This is a genomic window from Actinomadura rudentiformis, assembly GCF_008923185.1.
In the GTDB taxonomy this organism is placed as follows: domain Bacteria; phylum Actinomycetota; class Actinomycetes; order Streptosporangiales; family Streptosporangiaceae; genus Spirillospora; species Spirillospora rudentiformis.
In genome coordinates this window covers 38,761-57,103 of record NZ_WBMT01000002.1, presented here as the reverse complement: position 1 = coordinate 57,103, position 18,343 = coordinate 38,761, and the positions used below count along the sequence as shown (strand labels likewise).

The 18,343-nt window shown below is 71.4% G+C and carries 14 protein-coding genes; 4 read left to right on the top strand and 10 right to left on the bottom strand.

Annotated features, from left to right (window positions below; translation table 11 throughout):
- Positions 1–24 precede the first annotated feature (24 nt).
- The 5 genes from F8566_RS03825 to F8566_RS03805 form a co-directional block, all read right to left on the bottom strand.
- Positions 25–1,275: a glycosyltransferase gene (locus F8566_RS03825; RefSeq protein ID WP_151558087.1), complete on the bottom strand. Its 1,251-nt coding sequence runs from the start codon at positions 1,273–1,275 to the stop codon at positions 25–27.
- A gap of 8 nt (positions 1,276–1,283) precedes the next feature.
- The gene (locus F8566_RS03820; RefSeq protein ID WP_151558085.1) at positions 1,284–2,588 is read right to left on the bottom strand and encodes an SDR family NAD(P)-dependent oxidoreductase; all 1,305 of its coding nucleotides are present in this window, start codon (positions 2,586–2,588) and stop codon (positions 1,284–1,286) included.
- Positions 2,589–2,590: 2 nt separating this feature from the next.
- Entirely contained in the window at positions 2,591–3,811 is a 1,221-nt protein-coding gene (locus F8566_RS03815; RefSeq protein WP_151558083.1) for a DegT/DnrJ/EryC1/StrS family aminotransferase, read from the bottom strand.
- 4 nt (positions 3,812–3,815) lie between these two features.
- Entirely contained in the window at positions 3,816–5,300 is a 1,485-nt protein-coding gene (locus tag F8566_RS03810) for a YveK family protein (RefSeq protein ID WP_151558081.1), read from the bottom strand.
- A gap of 224 nt (positions 5,301–5,524) precedes the next feature.
- On the bottom strand, positions 5,525–6,190 hold the full coding sequence (locus tag F8566_RS03805) for a response regulator (RefSeq protein WP_151558079.1): 666 nt from the start codon (positions 6,188–6,190) through the stop codon (positions 5,525–5,527).
- A 278-nt stretch (positions 6,191–6,468) separates the two neighbouring features.
- Between F8566_RS03805 and galE the strand changes: the two genes are divergently transcribed.
- Complete coding sequence (gene galE / locus F8566_RS03800) at positions 6,469–7,482, top strand: UDP-glucose 4-epimerase GalE (RefSeq protein WP_151558077.1); 1,014 nt, start codon at positions 6,469–6,471, stop codon at positions 7,480–7,482.
- A 69-nt stretch (positions 7,483–7,551) separates the two neighbouring features.
- On the opposite strand, the gene F8566_RS03795 is transcribed toward galE, so the two are convergent.
- The 3 genes from F8566_RS03795 to F8566_RS03785 are packed head-to-tail and all read right to left on the bottom strand — an operon-like array spanning position 7,552 to position 10,430.
- Positions 7,552–8,727, bottom strand: coding sequence for a cytochrome P450 (locus tag F8566_RS03795; RefSeq protein ID WP_192809506.1), 1,176 nt, complete (start codon positions 8,725–8,727; stop codon positions 7,552–7,554).
- 25 nt (positions 8,728–8,752) lie between these two features.
- Entirely contained in the window at positions 8,753–9,661 is a 909-nt protein-coding gene (locus tag F8566_RS03790) for an SDR family oxidoreductase (protein WP_151558073.1), read from the bottom strand.
- Positions 9,662–9,674: 13 nt separating this feature from the next.
- The gene (locus F8566_RS03785) at positions 9,675–10,430 is read right to left on the bottom strand and encodes an SDR family NAD(P)-dependent oxidoreductase (RefSeq protein WP_151558071.1); all 756 of its coding nucleotides are present in this window, start codon (positions 10,428–10,430) and stop codon (positions 9,675–9,677) included.
- Positions 10,431–10,657: 227 nt separating this feature from the next.
- Between F8566_RS03785 and F8566_RS03780 the strand changes: the two genes are divergently transcribed.
- From F8566_RS03780 to F8566_RS03770, 3 genes are all read left to right on the top strand, one after another.
- Positions 10,658–11,278 (top strand): TetR/AcrR family transcriptional regulator, encoded by a 621-nt coding sequence (locus tag F8566_RS03780; protein ID WP_225992848.1) that lies wholly within the window; start codon positions 10,658–10,660, stop codon positions 11,276–11,278.
- A gap of 124 nt (positions 11,279–11,402) precedes the next feature.
- Positions 11,403–12,032 (top strand): LysE family translocator, encoded by a 630-nt coding sequence (locus tag F8566_RS03775; protein ID WP_151558068.1) that lies wholly within the window; start codon positions 11,403–11,405, stop codon positions 12,030–12,032.
- Between the two features lie 134 nt (positions 12,033–12,166).
- Complete coding sequence (locus F8566_RS03770; RefSeq protein WP_151558986.1) at positions 12,167–13,411, top strand: PucR family transcriptional regulator; 1,245 nt, start codon at positions 12,167–12,169, stop codon at positions 13,409–13,411.
- On the opposite strand, the gene F8566_RS03765 is transcribed toward F8566_RS03770, so the two are convergent.
- Together F8566_RS03765 and zwf are read right to left on the bottom strand one after the other, a co-directional pair.
- Positions 13,408–14,742 (bottom strand): D-alanyl-D-alanine carboxypeptidase family protein, encoded by a 1,335-nt coding sequence (locus F8566_RS03765; RefSeq protein WP_151558066.1) that lies wholly within the window; start codon positions 14,740–14,742, stop codon positions 13,408–13,410. The genes F8566_RS03770 and F8566_RS03765 overlap by 4 nt on opposite strands.
- Positions 14,743–16,943: 2,201 nt before the next feature.
- The gene (gene zwf, locus F8566_RS03760) at positions 16,944–18,338 is read right to left on the bottom strand and encodes a glucose-6-phosphate dehydrogenase (RefSeq protein WP_151558064.1); all 1,395 of its coding nucleotides are present in this window, start codon (positions 18,336–18,338) and stop codon (positions 16,944–16,946) included.
- Positions 18,339–18,343 lie beyond the last annotated feature (5 nt).

The following is an 18,343-nucleotide window of genomic DNA, read 5'->3' as shown; positions in this document are numbered from 1 at the left end:
CAGGTCGTCACACTTGGCGCGTCGTCACTTCTGGTAGGGCCGCTTGGAGCTCCCTCGGTAGGTGTCGTCGAGCACGCCGCCCAGGTACTCCGGCGAGAACCAGTCGCCGACCCGGTCACGGGCGCGGTCGGCCATCCGGGCCGCCGTCGCCGGGTTGTCCAGGAGGTGCGCGATGGCACGGGCGAGCTGCCCGGCGTCCTCCGGCGGTACGAGGAGGCCGGTCTCCCCGGCGAGCACGAGGTCCTGGTTGGACGGCACGGCGGTGGCGACCAGCGGGATGCCCGCGCTGATCGCCTCGACCAGCACGCAGGGCAGGCCCTCCCAGCGGCTGGCCATCGCCATGAGGTCGAACGCGGGCAGCACGTCGGCGACGTCGTCGCGGTGGCCGAGCCAGCGCATCCGGTCCTCGACGCCGAGCTTGGCCGTCAGATCGGCGAGCTTGCCGGCCATCGGCCCGCCGCCGACCCACAACCCGAACACGTCGTCGGGCAGGCCGGCCAGCGCCCGGACGAAGATCTCCGGTCCCTTCTGGAAGGTGAGCCGGCCGACCGAGCCGACGACCTTCACACCGAGCGGCAGGTCGAGGCGGCGGCGTGCCTGCGCACGCGAGCCCGGCGCGGCCGTGTACGCGGAGGTGTCGACGGCCGGCCAGGACAGCCGTACCCGTTCCGGCGTCGTCAGGCCGAGGCGCAGCGCGGTGGTGATCGTCTCCGAGCCGATCGCCAGGAAGGCGTCGGTGTGCTTGGCCGCGACGCGTTCCAGCGCGATGTAGGCGCGGCGCCGCGCCCACGACTGGAACTCGTTGAAGGGGAAGCCGTGCCAGGTGTGCACGATCCGCGGCACCCCGGCGCGCGCCGCCGCGACCCGGCCGATGACGCCGCCCTTGGCGCTGTGGGTGTGCACCACGTCGTACCGGCCCTCGGCCAGAACGTGGGTCAGCGTGCGCAGCGCGGCCAGGTCGTCGCGTGGCGAGATCTGCGGAACGAGCGGCTTCACCTGGACGATCTCCATGCCGGCCGCGTGGGCCTGCGGCGTGAGGTCCCCGGCGGCCGCGTTGGCCACCGCCTCATCCCCGTACAGCACCTTGTCCGTGGCTTTGTCCGTCGTGTGGCCGGCCCCGTTGGCCTTGCTGTCGATGCCGACACCGCCGGTGATGACGGCGCGTTCGTAGTCTCCGGGCGGCAGGGCGAGGGCGCCGTTCAGCGCCACCTGGCCGGCGCCGCCGTTGAACCTCGTGATCACGGTGGCCACTCTGAGCTTGCGGCTTGTACCCATGGAGCACCTCACAGGCCGGGCGGATCGGGGCTGCAGCCCGCGTCGCAGAGCGGCGTGTCGCCGCCCGGCTCACGCTGGGGGCGCGGGCGTCGTACGGGGTGGTACTCGGGGAGCAGCCGCCGCAGTTGCAGGCGCACCTCGTCGTCGTCGCCGCTGCCCGCGGCGTCGCAGAGGGCGTCGAGCAACTGCGGGAGCCCGGCGGGGGGCGGTGCGGGCCGGGTGGCCCAGATCTTGGGATGCGCGGTTCTGATGCGCCGCTCGGAGTCGGCGAAGGTCTTCTCGGCCAGCTTCTCGCCCGGCCCGAGCCCGCTGAACCGGATCGTCACCTCGGGCAGCCGGAGCTGCTCGGCGTAGCGGTGCACGAGCTCGATCACCGGGACGGGACTCCCCATGTCGAGCACGAACGTCTCGGCCTCCTCGGCGAGCGCGGCGGCCTCCAGGAGCAGCCCGGCGGCCTCGTCCACGGTCATGAAGTGGCGGGCCACCTGCGGATGGGTGATGGTGACGACCTCGCCCGAGGAGATGCGGTGCGCGAGCGTGCTGAGCAGCGCGCCCGGCTCGCCGATGATGTTGCCGATCCGGACGGCGGCGAAGCAGGTCGGGCCGCCGGTCGCGCTCTGCGTGAGCAGCTCGCCCAGCCGCATCGTCGCGCCGAAGACCGACGTCGGGTCGGCGGCCTTGTCGGACGACACGAACACCAGCCGCGCCACCTCGTGCCGGACGGAGGCGTCCACCACATGGCGGGTGCCGAGCACGTTGGCGGTGACCCCCTGGCACGGCTCCACCTCGAGCTTCGCCAGCTCGTTCTGCCCGGCGATGTGGAACACCAGCTCGGGGCGGGCGGCGCGGAAGACGTCGTCGACGGCTTCGCGGTCGCTCACGTCGGTCTCGGCGAGAGTGATCCGTTCCGTGTCGAGGTGGCCGGTCATCTCATGCCCGAGCCGGCGCAGCCGCGGGCCGTCCCGGTCGACGAGGCACAGCGCGGCCGGATCGAGCTTTTTCACCTGATGGCAGAAGGCCGAGCCGACCGTTCCGCAGGCGCCGGTCACCAGGACGCGCCTGCCCGGGATGAGCCGGTGGCCGCGCAGCCCGGTCAGGACCACCTCCTCGCGGCCCATCAGCCGGGCCAGCGGGCTCTCCTCGGCGGGCGCGGCCTGGGCCAGGGCCTCACCCCCGCGGCGAAGCCGCCACGGGGGGCGTGGGGGGTCGTCCCCCCTCGAGAGGTCACCCTCGCGGCGGAGCCGCCACGGGGGGCGTGGGGGGTTGTCCCCCCTCGAGAGGTACGGCACGCTGCGCCGCAGGAATCTGCGCACGGTCAGCCTCGGCTCCGCAATGCCTCGGTGATCGCGGTGATGACGCGTTCCTGGGCGGCGGCGGACAGGCCGGGATAGAGCGGCAGGGAGAGCAGTTCGTCGGCCACCCGGTCGGTGACCGGGACCGCCGCGCACTCCTCGGGACCGAGGATCGACTGGTAGGCGGTCATGTGGCTCGCCGGGATGAAGTGCACCGACGTCCCCACGCCCGCCGTCTCCAGCTCGGCGATGATCGCGTCCCGGTCCGGCACGCGCACCTGGTAGAGATGCCAGGCGTGCTGGACGCCGTCGAGGTCGCGTTGGGGAAGCGTGAGATTCGGCAGGCCGGCCAGAGCCGCGTCGTAGCGGGCGACGAGCTCGCCGCGTTCTCGCTGCCATCCGGGCAGGGCGGCGAGCTGGGCCCGGCCTATGACGGCCTGGACGTCGGTCATGTTGGCCTTGAGACCCACGTTCTTCACGTCGTAGCGCCAGCTGCCTCCGGGCAGGTAACGGCGCCACGAGTCCTTGCTCATGCCGTGCAGCCGCATGGACCTGATCCGGTCGGCGAGTTCCTGGTCGCTCGTGGCGACCGCCCCGCCCTCGCCGATCGGCATGTTCTTGGTGGCGTAGAAGCTGAAACAGGCCGCGAACGAGTGGGCGCCCACGGGGACGCCGTCGCGGGCCGCGCCCGGCCCATGCGCCGCGTCCTCGATCACCCGCGTGCGGTCCAGGCCCGCCGCCTCGGTCAGCGCCGCCACGTCCACCGGGTAGCCGCCCTGGTTCTGCGTGATCATCGCGGCCGGCGCGTGGCGGGCGGCGGCCGCCGCGACCGTGTGCGGGCTCGGGACGAGAGTGTCCTCATCGATGTCGACCAGGACGGGCCGGTGCCCGGCGTGCAGGATCGCGTTGATCGCTCCGCAGAACGTCAGGCTCGGCGTGAGCACCGCCGATCCCGGCGGCAGGTTCATCGCGCGCAGGCACAGCTCCAGCGCCGCGGTGCAGGACGCGACCGCGACGACGTGTGCCGCGCCCAGGTGGTCGGCGAAGTCCTGCTCGAACGCGCCGGTCTGCGGGCCGGTGGTGATCCAGCCGGAGCCGAGCACCTTCGCGACGGCGTCGGGGACCTCGCTCGCCACGGTCGGGATGGCGAACGGGATCGTGGCCTGCTCCGGCTTGTCGGCGGCGGCGCTGCCGGTGGCGCTGCCGCCAGGGGAGTTGGGTGCGGCGGGGCTGTCGGTGGTCATGCGGCTACCTCTTCATCTTCCGTGCCGTGGCGGCGACCCCGAGCAGCGGCCAGCCGGACGCGGTGATCAGATCGCGGACCGAGTCCAGGCCCGTGACCAGGGTCACCGGCCCGACCACGGCGACCACGCCGACCTTGTCGTCGGATCCCGGGTCGATGTCTTCGAAGGCGTGCACATGGCAGGTGGCGCGAACCGGAATCTGCAGCGGCTGTGTCAGCTCGCTGGCCGACACGGTCTCGCTGGTCGGCGGCTTGGGCTTGAGCGCCGTGCTGCTGCCGGCCCGGACGACCGAGGTGCCGCTGGGCGAGGAGGGGCCGTCACCCTTGTCGGCGCCCTTGTCCTTGCCCGTGTCCCTGACCTTGCCGTTCGCCATGGCCTTGGAGGAGCCGCCGGCGTCCGCGTCCTCGCCGCCGGACTTCCCAGGCTTTTCTGGTTTCTCGGGTTTCGGCTTCGTGGTGGCGGGGCGCGCGGTCGTGACGACCTTCGTCTCGTCGCCGTACACCGCGGCGGCCACCTTGGAGACCAGCTCCGGGGGCAGCGGCTCCTTGCGGGTCCCGACCAGCGTCACCTGGGTGACCCCGGCACGCTTGGAGGCGAGCCGGATGCGGCGGCCGAGATCGACGAGCTCGGCGTCGGTGCGGTCGGCCCAGCCCAGCAGCGGCGTGTCCAGCCGCTTGGCCACCCGGCTCTGGCCGGGGATCGTGGGCCGGAACATCTCGGTCACCACCGCGACGAGGATGCCGAAGATCAGTCCGGCCAGCCCGGCGACGGCCGACATCATGACGACCGGGTTGGAGGGCGGTGCCAGCACGGCCGGCTGGACGACCGAGGCGGTCCCGGTGGTCGTGAGCTGGGTGCGCAGGTCGCTGCGGTTGGAGCGCAGGTCGGTCAGCTCGGCCTGGACGCGTTCGCGCTCGTTGGCCGCGCTGATGTCGGGGCGCGGGATGGCACCGGCCTGGCGCGACAGCGGTCCCAGCCGCTTCTCCAGCGCCCGGATGCGCTTGTCGAGCTCCTTGATCTGCCGGGTGATCGCACCCTGGTTCGACTCGTTGATCTCGGCGACGACCGCGGTCGCGATGGCATCGTTGAGCCGGCGCGCCAGACCGGCGTCGGCGTCCTTGACCGACATCTCGACCATCGTGGACGTGCCGAGGCCGGTGACCTCGATCTGCTTGGCGAGCTTCGCCGGGTCGCGGTCCACGTTCTGCGCCCGCATGACCCGCAGCAGCAGGGTGTTGCTGGTGGCGAACGCCTTGACCTGGCTCACCACGATGCTCACGCCCGCGTCCCCGGGTGCCGCGTCGGTGGCCCGGCTGCTGGCCTGGATCCGGGACTTGGCGACGTGCGCAGGCTCCTGGCCGCTCATCACGTACCCCACGAGCAGCAGCGGGAGAACCGTCATGACCAGCAGGAGCGCCCAGTAGCTGCGGATGACGCGTGCCGCGACTTCGTCGATCTCCACGATCTTCCCTCCGGCTGCCCTGCTCATGGGCTCGCTCCGCTCGCCGACGTGCAGCCGCCTTGACCCGGCGGCTTCCCTCGTCGCTTCGGTCGCAAGCTCCCTACGCTCCTCAGTCCAGCCGCCGGGCGGCTGTACGTAGGCCCGAGCGTAAGAAGGGCTCGCGGAGGTCGAATCGCTCATCGAGACGATGGCCCGCTACGTCGTTTGCACCACAGCCCCCGAGGGCCCCTGGGGCGGTCTGGTCGCGGCGCCTAGTCGCGGCGGCCTGGGCGCATACCGGCGCGCATCGCGAGAGTGATCGCTTCCAGAGCCGAGTGCATGTCGAGTTTGGCCAGCAGGTTCTGGGTGTGCGTGCGGACGGTGTTGGCCGACAGCCCGAGCCGGTCCGCGATCTCCGCGCGGTTGAGGCCGTCGACCATGCACTGGAGCACCTCGCGCTCGCGCGGCGTGAGGTCGGCGAGCAGCTGGGCGCCGCCGTTCGGCTCCGGGTCGTCGCCGGCGAGCCGCCGCAGCACGTCGCCCAGGACCTCGGGCGGGATCCAGCCGCCGCGCCGGGCGGCGCCGCGGATCACCTGCGCCACCAGGTCGGCGCTCTCGGTCTTCGACAGCCAGCCGACCGCGCCGCGCCGGATCGCCTGCACGATCGCGTCCACATCGCTCATCGCGGTGAGGACCACCACCCGGACGTCCGGATGGTGCTCGCGGACCCTGTCGAGCACGTCCAGGCCGTTCTCGGGCCCCAGGGTCAGGTCGAGGACGATCACCTGCGGCCGTTCGGTCGCGGTCAGCGCGAGGGCGCGACGGACGTCGGCGGCGACCGGAAGGACCACCAGGTCGGGTTCCCGCCCGAGGCGGGCGGACAACGCCTCTGCGAAAAGTGCGTGATCGTCCACGATGAGGACGCGGATGAGCTGCATGTACACGACGATGGCGCGTCCGCGGCCGAAAGGGATCCTCCAAACGCTGTACGTCGTGGACAGAACCGAATCCGCCGTATCAGCACGTCCGTAACTGACGGACCGGTTCGCGAGAGCGCGCCTGTCCGACGAATCACGCGCGGACGCCCGGAAGCGCGCGCCGGTTGACGCGAGTCCGGAGCCGGTCAGTTGGACGACGCGGCGTTGACCGTCCACCACTGCCTGTTGATCCTGTGCGTACAGATTCAGGGGAGCTCAACGGATTTCAGGGGAACACCGTGAAGGTCCTGATCACTGGGGGTGCCGGATTCATCGGCAGCACGATCGCCTCGGCCTTCGCCGAGCGCGGAGTCACCCCCGTCGTGCTCGACAGCCTCATCACCGGCCGGCCGGAATTCACCGAGGGAAAGATCTTCTACCAGGGCGACATCGCGGACGGAGACCTGGTCGACCAGATCTTCCGCGACCACCCGGACATCACCGTCACCGTGCACTGCGCGGCGCTCATCGTCGTGCCCGACTCCATGACCGATCCGCTGCGGTACTACCGGGTCAACGTGGCCAAGACGCTGGAACTGGCCGGGCACCTGCACCGCAACGCCTGCGACCGGATGATCTTCGCGTCCACCGCCGGCATGTACCGGCCGGAGGCCGACCTGTCGGTGACCGAGGAATCCGGCCTGGAACCGCAGAATCCCTACACGCGCTCGAAGATGATGGCCGAGCAGATGCTCGACGACTTCGCGACCGCGTACGGCCTGCGGGTCATCTCCCTGCGCTACCTCAACCCGATCGGCGCCGATCCACAGCTGCGCACCGGCCTGCAGAACAGCAAGCCCACACACGCGCTCGGCAAGATGATCGAGTCGTACCGGCTGGGCGTGCCGTTCAAGATCACCGGGGTGGACTGGGAGACCCGCGACGGCACCGCGATCCGCGACTACATCCACGTCTGGGACATCGCCCGCGCCTTCTACGAGGCCGCGGCCCGCTTCGACTCGATCGTGCCGCCGCTCCAGCCGGCCGACCGGCAGCGGGCCTACCAGGTCATCAACCTGGGCACCGGCGACGGCACCACGGTGCGGGAGCTGGTCACCGCGTTCCGGGACGTCGTCGGCGACGGCTTCCTGGCCGAGGAGGCCCCGGCGCGTCCCGGCGATGTGGTCGGCGCCTACGTCAACCCGGCCAAGGCTCGTGACCTGCTCGGCTGGAAACCGGAGTACACGATCGAGGACGCCATCCGGCACTCACTGCTCTGGGCTGAACGGCGGAGCGAACTCGACGTCGCGTAGGCCGGATTCGTCAGCGTCCCGGCAGTGGTCGATCAGCTTCTCGCCACTGCCGGGGACGCCGGCTGCGGGTCAGGGCGATGGAGTCAGCGTGATGGGCAACGAGCTCACGCCGCGGAAGAAGGCGTTGCGGAGGAGCCGCGGTCCCTCGGCGTCGGCCCATTCGGCGGTGCCGACACGGGCGAGGTACTCCTCGAAGAAGATCCTGAGTTCAAGCCGTGCGAGCGAGGCCCCGAGGCAGAAGTGGGCGCCCAGGCCGAACGCGATGTGGTCGCCCGGCGTGCGGGTCACGTCGAACGTTTCAGGTGCGTCGAAGACGGTCTCGTCGCGGTTCGCGGAGCCGTACATCAGCAGCACCTGCTCGCCCGCCGGGATGGGCACGCCGTGCAGCTCGGTGTCGCGCGTGGGCACGCGGCACATGTTGAGGATGGGCGTCGTCCAGCGGATGAACTCCTCCACCGCGTCCGGGATGAGTGCCGGATCCTCCCGGAGGAGCCGCCACTGGTCCGGATGCTGGATGAGCGCGTCGATCGCGGTGGCGATGACCGTCCGGGTCGTCTCGGCGCCGCCGACGAGCAGCAGCAGCGCCTCGTGGGCGAGGTGCTCGTCGTCGTACGCGGGCTGGCCGGGTCCGACGTTCGACCAGATGGACAGCAGGTCGTCGGTCGGGCAGGTGCGGCGTTCCTTCGCCATCTCCAGGGCCGCCAGCGCGAACTCGCCGGCGGCGATCGTCGCCGCATCGGTGATGTAACGGCGGCCGCCGCCCGCCGGCCCGGCCGTCTCCGACCAGTGCACGATCTTCGGCCAGGCGTCCTCGGGGAAACCCAGCAGCCAGCCGATCACGCGGGCGGGCAGCGGTGCGGCCAGTTCGGCGACCGCGTCGACCGTGCCCTTCTCCAGCGCGGTGTCGACGCAGTCGATCGCGGTGGCGCGGATCCTGTCGGCATAGCGGGCCACGCCGCGCGGGGTGAAGCGGTCGTAGACGAGACGGCGCCGGCGCATGTGCTCGGGATCGTCCTGGCCGATCATGGACGGGTCCGAGGGGAGCTGCGGCCGGTAGCCGCCGGCGCTGCTCCACAGCCGGGCGTCGCGTTCGATCGCGAAGACGTCGGCATGCCGGGAGATCCCGTACAGCCCGTTCTCCGCGTCGTGGTACACGGGCGCCTCGGCGCGCAGCCGCGCGTACACCGACCACGGGTCGGTCGCGTACATCTCCCCGTCGAGCAGATCCACTTTGAGGTCGGTCATCAGCGTGCTCCTAGCCTGGGGCTGGTCACCCCGCGGTCGGTCGCTCCCCGGGAGGTGCACCGTGGACGCCGTCGAGGGCGCCGGCGCCGAACATGGGGTCGAACATGGCGCGGAAGTCGGGGCCGCGGCGCAGGTGGTGGCCGCCGTCGACATTGATGACCTGGCCGGTCATCCAGGACGACTCGGGGCCGGCGAGGAAGCGCGCGGCCTCCGCGATGTCCTCCGGCTCGCCTATGCGGCCGAGCGGCATGCAGGCGAGATAGTCGTCGAGGATCGGGCCCGGCTCGGCGATCCCGGCGACGAGTTCGGTCCGGACGAGCCCGGGGCGGATGCCGTTGACGCGCACTCCGGCGGTACCGAGCTCGTCGGCGGCGAGCGCGACGAGATGGTCGACGGCGGCCTTGGAGACGCCGTACGCGCCGAACCAGCGGTGGGTGTTGGAGCTCGCGATCGACGAGATGGCCACGAACGCGCCGCCGCCCGAGCGCGCCATCTCGTTCGCGGCGTGCTTGAGCGTGAGCATGGTGCCGGTCGCGTTGAGTTCGAGGGTCGCGCGCCAGGCGTCGGCGTCGAGCGCGCCGACGGGGCCGATCGAGGTGGATCCGCCGGCGCTGTGGACCACGGCGCGGAGGGGCGCGGGCTCGGCGGCGAACGCGACGGCGGCCGCGATCTGCTCCTCGTCGGTGACGTCCGCGACGATGTACCGGACTCCGGTTTCGCCGGTTTCGCCGGTGCCCGTCTTCGTGGCGCCGGTCTCTTTGGCGCTGGTCTTGCTGGCGCTGATCTCCTTGGCGGCCCGGGCGAGGCGTTCCTCCGTACGGCCGCAGATCGTCACGATCGCGCCGTCGGCCGCGAGGCGGCGCGCGCACGCCAGGCCGATGCCGCTGCCGCCGCCGGTGACGAGCGCGGTGGTTCCGGCGAGGGATGTGGTCATGGGGGCTCCTCCATCAGCGGTCCACCGCGGTGGCGCCGCCGTCGACGGTCAGGTGTGTCCCGGTGATGAACGAGGCGTCGTCGCTCATGAGGAAGCGCACCGCCTTGGCGACATCGGACGGTTCACCGAGACGGCCGAGCACGGCCTTGGTGGAGAAGCTCGCGATGAGGTCGTCGGGCGTGGCGCCGCGCAGCATCGGGGTGTCGATGTAACCCGGGCAGACCGCGTTCACCCGGACACCGTCGCCGCCCAGCAGGTGCGCGAGAGAGCGGGTGAGGCCGAGCAGCCCGGCCTTGGACGAGCAGTAGGCCGGGATGAACGCCTGGCCGAGGAACGCCTCGATGGAGGCGATGCCGACGATGGCGGAGCCGGGGTTGGCTTTGAGGTCGTCGAGGAGCTCCTGGGCGAGGAGCGCGTGGGCGCGCAGGTTGACGTCGAGGACGAAGTCCCAGCGTTCCTCGGTCAGGTCGCCGACAGGGTGCGGGCCGGGCGTGCCGGCGGCGTGCACGAGGCCGCCGATGGTGCCGAGGGCGGCGCGGCTCGCGGCGACGGCCGCGGGGAAGGCGCCGGTGTCGGTGACGTCGATGGTGACGGGATGGGCGGCGACACCGTACGTCCCGGCGATGTCCTTGGCGAGCGGGGTGGGATCGGCGAGGTCCCAGAGGGCGACGGGACGGCCGGCTTCCGCCAGGGCGCGGGCGCTGGCGGCTCCGATGCCGGAGGCGCCGCCGGTGATGATGATGCCGGTGGTGGGGGAGGGGTCGTGCATGGGCGGCTCCCGGGTGTGAGACTTCGGTCTAGACTAAGGTCTCAACCAAGCAAGCGGTAGGCCGGACTTCTCGCCATCCTGACGTCACCGGCGCCGGCGAACAAGGCCAGATGTGGTCGCGGTCCCCCGGTATCGGCTTTCCCCTTCCGGCCGTTCATGAGCTATGTGCGACCGGAACGAAACAAATGTGCGAGAAGATGGTCACGGCCACATATAGGAGGCGACACTTGACCGGCGATGTGCGGATCACCGTCACGCGGACGCTGAGCAAGGATCAGCAGGCCCGACGGGAGCGGCTGCTCGAAGCCGCCCGCGAACTCGCGCACGAGGGCGGCTACCCGGCCGTCACCATGCACGACGTGGCCGACCGCGCGGGCGTTGCCAGGGCGACGGTGTACCGCTACTTCGCCACCAAGGATCACCTGCTCACCGAAGTCGCCGCCACCTGGGCGCACCGGGTCACCGACGACATCGACGCGCTGGCCATCGGGGACACCCCGGCCGAACGGCTCACCGCGCTGCTGGAGCGCATCGTCGAGGTCGCGGCCTCCGAGCTCACCCTCACGTCGGCCATCATCCAGGCGGTGACCTCGGACGACTCCAGCGTGGACGATGCCCGCACGGTGCTGTTCCTGTTCGTCCGCGACCGCCTGTCGGTGGCGATCGGCGACCCGGTGCCCGACCTCGACGACGTGGAGATCGTGCTCGGTCACATCCTGCTCGCCGCCCTGGTCAGCCTCACCGCGCTGCGGCGTCCGACCGAGGAGGTCACCCGCATGGTCCGCATGTCGGGGCGGTTCGTGCTCGCGGGCGCCCTGGCGGTCGGACCCGCGCCTGCCGGAACGTGAGCCGACCGCCTGAGCCGACCGCCTGAGCCGACCGCCTGGGGCGATCACCTCGGCCGTATGGTCCACGCAAGGCGGACCGGTTTGGCACTACATGCCGTCCGGTGTGCCCCGTAACGTCCATGGGATGACGAATCCGCTGCTCTTCCTGCTCGCGGCGACGACCCTGGTCGTCATCCCCGGGCCGAACCACCTTTACATCACCACGCGCAGCATCGCGGAAGGCCGGCGCGCGGGCATCGCGTCCGCCCTCGGCGTGGAGACCGGCACGCTCGTGCACATGGTGGCCGCGGCGGCGGGACTGTCAGCGGTGATCGCGGCCTCATCGACCGCGTTCGGCATCGTGCGGTACGCGGGCGCCGCGTACCTGGTCTACATGGCGATCCGCACGTTCCGCAGCCGGGGCGACCATGACACGCCCGACCTCAAGCCGCAGTCGCTCGGCCGGGTCTACCTGGACGGCGCGCTCGTCAACGTCCTCAACCCGAAGGTCATCCTCTTCTTCCTCGCGTTCCTGCCGCAGTTCGTGGACCAGAAGGCGGGTGCGGTGCCCATGCAGATCCTGGTGCTGGGGCTGATCACCGGCCTGATCGGGCTGGTCAGCGACATCCTGTACGCGCTCGCGGCCGACTCGATCGCCGGCTGGCTGCGGGCCAGGCCTGCGTTCCAGCGGCGGCAGCGCTTCGCCACCGGATTCATCTATCTGGGGCTGGGCGCGGCGGCGGTCTTCGCGGGCCCGGGGCATCGGCGCGTCTGACAAGGCCTTGTCATCCGGATGACAATTCGGTGATTTCATTGCTTCACATGCGGTGAAGAGCTGCGGATCACACCGAGGTAACTTCCGAAACGCCCCCGCGTTCCTGTGCGGGGCGGGAGGTGCGGACGGTGACCATGGCGATCGAGGAACACTCGCCCCTGAAACCCTGGGCCGGGGTGCCGGGCGAGCTTTCCGACATCTTCCGGCCCCATCTCGCCGAGCTGGCCGACGAGATGATCGAGGAGATCCTCGCCGGGATCCCGGAGTACGACCGGCCGCAGGACGAGGAGTACGCCCGGCTGGTGCGGCTCGCGGTCGAGGGCGCGCTGCGGCAGTTCGTGGACTTGATCGTCGACCCGGACGCGTCCTGGGAGCCCGTGGCCGCGGTCTACCGGGAGATCGGCTGGGCGGAGGCCCGGGAGGGGCGCAACCTCGACGTCCTGCAGGGCACGCTGCGGCTCGGCGCCCGGGTGGCGTGGCGGCGCCTGGCCGCCGAGTCCGAGCAGATGAACGTCTCGCGCCGCCATCTGGCCAGCATCGCCGAGGCCATCTTCGCGTTCCTCGACGAGATCGCGCGTGCCGCGACCGAGGGGTACACCAAGGCGCGCGAGCAGGAGGCCGGCGAGCTCGAACACCGCCGCAGGCGCCTGCTGGACCTGCTGCTGGCCGAGCCGCCCGCGTCACCACAGGCGATCGCGGATCTTGCGCGTCTCGCGCAGTGGCGCGTTCCACGGACGGTCGCCGCGGTCGTTCTGTACGAGCGCGGCCAGCACCCGTTCTCCCAGCCGTCGTTGCCTCCCGACGTGCTCGCCGACGTCAACCGGCGCGAGCCGTGCCTGGTCGTCCCGGATCCGGAAGGGCCGGGGCGCGGGCGCCTGCTCGACTCGGCGCTGCGCAGCTGGGTCGCCGCGATGGGGCCCACGGTCCGTACTGAGGACGCCTCCAAATCGCTCCGCTGGGCGCGCGAGGCGCTGCCCCTCGCCCGGCGCGGCATCCTGCCGTCGGACCAGCTGATCCGCTGCTCGGAGCACATGCCGACGCTCGTCGTCTTCAAGGACGAGGAGCTCGTCCGTGCCGTCGCCGACGTGCGCCTCGCGCCGCTTCGCACCGTCCGGCCGCGCCATCGCGGGAGGCTCGCCCGCACCCTGCTCGCATGCCTGCAGAGCGGGTTCAACGCCACGGAGGTGGCGTCCCGGCTGCACGTCCACCCGCAGACGGTCCGCTACCGGCTGCACCAGCTGGAGGAGCTCTTCGGCGAGAGCCTCTACAAGCCGGAGAACCGGCTGGAGATGGAGATGGCGCTCACCGTGTGGCTCACCCCCGCCGTGGACCGCCCAGCCGGCACACCCGACCTGGACGGCCCACGCCGGACGGCCTAGTCGGCCAGGCGGAGGAGCCGCTTCGTCACCGGCGGCTCGGTCAGCTCCGCGCCCAGCACCAGCGGCACGCGCGACGCGCCCGCCGACACCGTGCCCAGCTGCGTGCCCTGTGCGGCCTTGTGGGGCGCGGTCGCATCGATCTTCACCGGCACGGTGAGCCCGGGCCAGCCGATCACGGTCAGCGGGGCCTTGGTGGTCACCGGAGTGGTGCCGCCCAGACCGTCGTCGACCTTCGCGACCTGCTGGCCCGCCGGGGCCAGCGTGGCCGAGACGAGCGCCCCTTCGGCGCCCGCGACCAGGTTCTTGGCCGCGTCGATGGCGCCCACCGCGCTCGCCGACCGCTGGCCCATCACCGCGCCGATGATGAGGGTGTTGACGTCGCCGACCCGCTTGCGCGCGGCGAAGACGTAGTTGCCGCCCGCCGCGTCGGTGAAGCCGGTCTTGCCGCCGACGACGCCGAGCTGGCCGAGCAGCATGTTGCCGCCGATGCGCACCGGACCGCCGTTGTCGGGCACAAAGGTCCGCTGGGCGACGATCTCGGCGAACGCCGGGATGCGCATCGCCGCGCGGAGCAGCTTGACCTGGTCCCCTGCCGTGCTGACCGTGTCGGACCGGTAGCCGCTGGGGTCGGTGTAACGGGTGTTGTTCATGCCCAGCTGCTTGGCCGCCGCGTTCATCTTGGCGACGAACGCGACCGGGTTGCCCGCGTCCCACCGGGCCAGCTCGTGCGCCACGTCGTTCGCCGAAATGATCATCAGCGCCTCAAGGGCCTTGCGCTGGGTGAGCCGCTGTCCCGCCGTGACCTCCAGCAGCGACTCGCCGCGCCGCTTCTGCCCGATCAGCCGCATCGCGGCCTCCCGGGACACCGTGTACGTGGGACCGGGCTGTCCGCTGGCGAGCGGATGGCTCTTGAGGAAGACGTACGCGGTCATCACCTTGGCCACGCTGGCCGTGGGAGTGGGCGCCCCGCCGCCTGCCGCACCCATGGTCCCGATGCCTTCGACGAACAACGCCGACTGCCCCTGGCCGGGCCAGGCCAGCACGGGCTTGGCCCCAGCGAAGGTGTGACTGGTCTTGGACAACGTCAATGAGAGCGTGGGCTCGGGCAACGGCCGCAGCAACTGCCCCGCCACCAGCCCACCGGCCAGCAGCACCAGCACCAGCACGGCCGCGATCAGCCGACCGCGCCGCTTCTTCTTCTTAGGCGGCGCCTCGGCCTGCTGCGGCGTCTGGCTTTCCCACGGAACCGCCCACTGGCCCGAGTCCGTGGACGCGGGCGGCGCCGGTGTGGACGAGAGCGGTGTCTCGACAGTCGGAGCCGAACTGCGCATCGGCAGATCCGTCTGAGTCGTGGAGGCCGGGTCGCCAGCAGCCCTCCACCCTGACTGGAAGGACGGATCGGGGTGAACGGAGGGAGCACCCCACTGCTCCTGCCCCGGATCCGTCCGAGGCGGCGCGACCGCGGCCCTCCACTCAGTGACCTGCCTGAGCGTCGGAGGCACCTGATCGTCCGTCGTCCGATCCGGATCAACCGCCCCCTCCGGCCGCCACTCCGCCCCCGGCGGCGCAGGGGACCCCGCCGCCGGTGCGGGTGCGGCCCCCGACCCCGCGGAAGGCGCCGCGTGTCTGGGCCGCGATGCAGGAGTCGTCGACGGGGGTGCCGGAGGCGCGGCATGTTTGGCCGCAGGTGGTGCAGGATCTGCCGATGTGGGGCGCCCGGCAGGTGCCGGTGGCGCTGGCGGAGCGTGTTCGGCCGCCGGAGGTGTGGCTGCCTGTGGTGCAGGATCTGCCGGTGTGCGGCGCTCTGCGGGTGCCGGTGGCGCCGGCGGGGCATGTTCGGGCGCGGGTGGGGTGGCCGCGTGTCGTGCAGGTTCTGCCGGTGCGCGCTCTGCGGGTGCCGCTGGCGCCGGCGCGGCGTGTTTGGTCGCGGGTGGTGTGGCGGTCTGTGGTGCAGGTTCTGCCGGTGTGCGCTCCGCAGGTATCTGTGACGTAGGCGGGGTGTGTTCGGATTCGGGTGATCTGGTTGCCTGTGGTGAAGGTTCTGCCGATGTGCGCTCCGCGGGCGTCGGCAGCACTGGCGGGGCATGTTCGGGCGCGGGTGGTGTGGCCGCCTGTGGTGAAGGTTCTGCCGGTGTCCGGCGTCCCGCGGGTGTCGGTGGCGCTGGCGGGGCATGGTCGGCCGCGGGTGGAGTGGTCGCGTGTGGTGCGGTTTCTGCCGATGTGCGGCGGTCCGCGGGTGCGGGTGGCGTGGGCGTGGTGTGTTCGAGCGGCGGTGGGGTGGCCGCGTGTCGTGCAGGATCGGCCGGTGTGCGCTCTGCGGGTGCCGGTGGCGTGGGCGCGGCGTGTTCGGCCGCGGGCGGTGCAGGCGTTGGTGCGGTGCCAGTTGATGGTTCAGTGGTCGCAGGTGTCGGCGCCGCCGGTGTGGGGCTTTCCGAGGGATGCGCTGGCGGTGCAGGGCGCTCCGCGGCCGGGTCTGGCGGCGCAGGTGTGGCCACCGACGGGTCGGGAGCCTCCGATGCTGGCGAGGGTGACGCGGGCGCGGCGTGTTTGGGGCCTGAGGGTGCTGGTGGCGCGGAATCTGGGGCCGCCGGTGTGGGGGGCTCCGATACCGGCGCTGGTGAAGCAGAGGCCGCGTGTTTTGGCGCTGTGGGAGCGAGTGGCGCGGATTCGGGCGCATCCGATGCAGGCGCCGCGTGTTTGGGGGCGGGCGGCGCAGCCTCGGGAGCCGTCGGTGTGGGTGCCTCGGGTGTGGGCGCCTGAGATGGAGGGGACGGCGGTTCGGGCGTGGCTGAAGGCGCCGGAGGGACGGGGTCGGTTGCCGTACGGTCCGGGTCGATGTCCTCCGGTTCCGCTGCGGGCTCGGTTGTGCTGGGGTCGTCCAAGAAGTCCGTCAGCGCAGCCGTGACGCCGGGGTCCTCAATGGTCCATGAACCGCGATCAGGATCCGTGTCGGGTGCGGGAGGTGGGGCGGAGGGCGTGGGCTCTTCGGCCTCGGGCTCGGCTTCCGCAGGCTCGTTCTCGGGCGTGGGGGAGACGCCCAGGAGGGCTGAGAGTTCCTCACCGTCCGGGGTCACTTCGTCCGGGTCTGAGGCGGCGGGCTGGGGGAGGGGGAACTCGGCCGTGTCCGCACGGCTGGGGTCGTCGCCCGCCGGGTCCGTGACGGGCTCTGTGGGGTCGGCGGCCTTGTCCGCAGACTCCGGCTCGTGCCGGGATTCCTTCACCGCGCGACCTCCTCGACGACTGTTCCGGGACAGGCAGAAGGAGCGGCCTCGCCGGCGATCCCCCGTGCACCATTGAGGATGCGCAGCTTAGCCCGAAAGTTCACCTTGTTACGCATTGGTGATCAAAGTCGGGGCTGGTCAGGGGCGGCGGGGCCGGTGCGCGTCGATGGTGCTGGAATCCGGAGTGGCATGGTCGAACGCGGCGAAAAGGGTCGTTGAGCTGGACCGCTGTGAAGATCATAAGGGCGTGGGGATGGGGGGCGTACCGGTGCACGATCATGGCCGTCACTCGAAGCTCGCCAGGCAGGTGATCACCTGGAGGAGCCTTCCAGGGGGTGCCAGCCGTCCGGGCCGGGCAGCCGCTCGGCCGAGGCGGGGCCGTCGGTGCCGGGTTTGTACGGCTCGGGCGGATCGTGCGGATCGAGGATGTCCTGGACGATCCGCCAGGACTCCTCCACCAGGTCGAAGCGGGTGAACAGCTCCGGATCGCCGGAGACCGCGGCGCCGAGGATGTGCTCGTACGGCATCTCGCCCGGGCCCAGCACGTCGGAGAAGTCGACGGCGACCGGGACCGGCACGGGCCGGTCCTCGTTGCCCGGCCGCTCGACCAGGAGGTCGAACGTCATTCCGGCCCTGGGTTCGAGGCGGAAGCGGATGAGGTTGGGCGGCGCGGTGCCCTCGGGCGTCTGGAAGAGCGTGACCGGGGGCTTGCGCAGTTCGACGATGACCTCGGTGGCGGAGGTCGACATGCACTTGCCGGAACGGATGTAGAACGGGACGCCCGCCCAGCGCCAGTTGTCGACGTGCATCCGCAGCGCGATGAACGTCTCGGTCGTGGAGCCCGGTTTGACGCCTTCGACGTCCTGGTAGCCCACGTACTGCCCGCGTACGACGTCGGAAGGGGAGATGGCGCGGGCGGTGCTCAGGGCGCGCCACTTCTCGTTCTGCCAGGAGGCGACGTCGGGCTTGGCCGGCGGATCCATGATCAGGTACGCGCACACCTGCAGGAGGTGGTTCTGGACGACGTCGCGCAGCGCCCCCACCGAGTCGTAGAACGAGCCGCGGTCGGCGACGTCGAAGTCCTCCGCGAGTGAGATCTGCACATTGTCCACGTACGACCGGTTCCAGAGCGGTTCGAGCAGCGTGTTGGCGAACCGCGCGATCACCAGCCCGTCGACCGGCTCGCTGCCCAGGAAGTGGTCGACCCGGAACAGATGGTCCTCGTCGAAGCACTTCTGCAGCTCGGCGTTGAGCGCGCGCGCCGACTCCAGGTCGTGGCCGAACGGCTTCTCCACCACGAGCCGGGCGTTCTCGTTCAGCCCCACCCCGGCGATCCGTTCCGCCACGGTTTCGAACAACGTCGGCGGGATCGCCAGGTAGTGCGTCAGGAACCCGTAACCCTCGACGGCCTCGCGGAGGCGGGAGAACGTCGCGCCGTCCCGGTAGTCGCCGTTGACCATGCGCAGCCGTCGAGCGAGCCGCCCGAAGACCTCGTCGTCGACCTCGTGGACGGCGGCGATCGCCTCGCGCGCGTGCGAGCGGAGCGCCTCGTCATCCCAGTCGGACCTGGCCACCCCGATGATCGGGATGTCGAGCTCGCCGCGCGCGGTCAGCCGGTAGAGCGCGGGCAGCAACATCTTCGTGGCGAGGTCGCCCGTGATGCCGAAGAGGACGAGCGTGTCGGCTTTCTCGGCGTTGACCTTCATGCCTC

Coding starts and splice junctions, on each gene's coding strand:
- F8566_RS03775 (WP_151558068.1), top strand. CDS start 11,403: ATGACGAATCCGCTGCTCTTCCTGCTCGCGGCGACGACCCTGGTCGTC.
- F8566_RS03785 (WP_151558071.1), bottom strand. CDS start 10,430: ATGCACGACCCCTCCCCCACCACCGGCATCATCATCACCGGCGGCGCC.
- F8566_RS03770 (WP_151558986.1), top strand. CDS start 12,167: ATGGCGATCGAGGAACACTCGCCCCTGAAACCCTGGGCCGGGGTGCCG.
- F8566_RS03795 (WP_192809506.1), bottom strand. CDS start 8,727: ATGACCGACCTCAAAGTGGATCTGCTCGACGGGGAGATGTACGCGACC.
- F8566_RS03765 (WP_151558066.1), bottom strand. CDS start 14,742: ATGCGCAGTTCGGCTCCGACTGTCGAGACACCGCTCTCGTCCACACCG.
- F8566_RS03805 (WP_151558079.1), bottom strand. CDS start 6,190: ATGCAGCTCATCCGCGTCCTCATCGTGGACGATCACGCACTTTTCGCA.
- F8566_RS03810 (WP_151558081.1), bottom strand. CDS start 5,300: ATGAGCAGGGCAGCCGGAGGGAAGATCGTGGAGATCGACGAAGTCGCG.
- F8566_RS03790 (WP_151558073.1), bottom strand. CDS start 9,661: ATGACCACATCCCTCGCCGGAACCACCGCGCTCGTCACCGGCGGCGGC.
- F8566_RS03825 (WP_151558087.1), bottom strand. CDS start 1,275: ATGGGTACAAGCCGCAAGCTCAGAGTGGCCACCGTGATCACGAGGTTC.
- zwf (WP_151558064.1), bottom strand. CDS start 18,338: ATGAAGGTCAACGCCGAGAAAGCCGACACGCTCGTCCTCTTCGGCATC.
- F8566_RS03815 (WP_151558083.1), bottom strand. CDS start 3,811: ATGACCACCGACAGCCCCGCCGCACCCAACTCCCCTGGCGGCAGCGCC.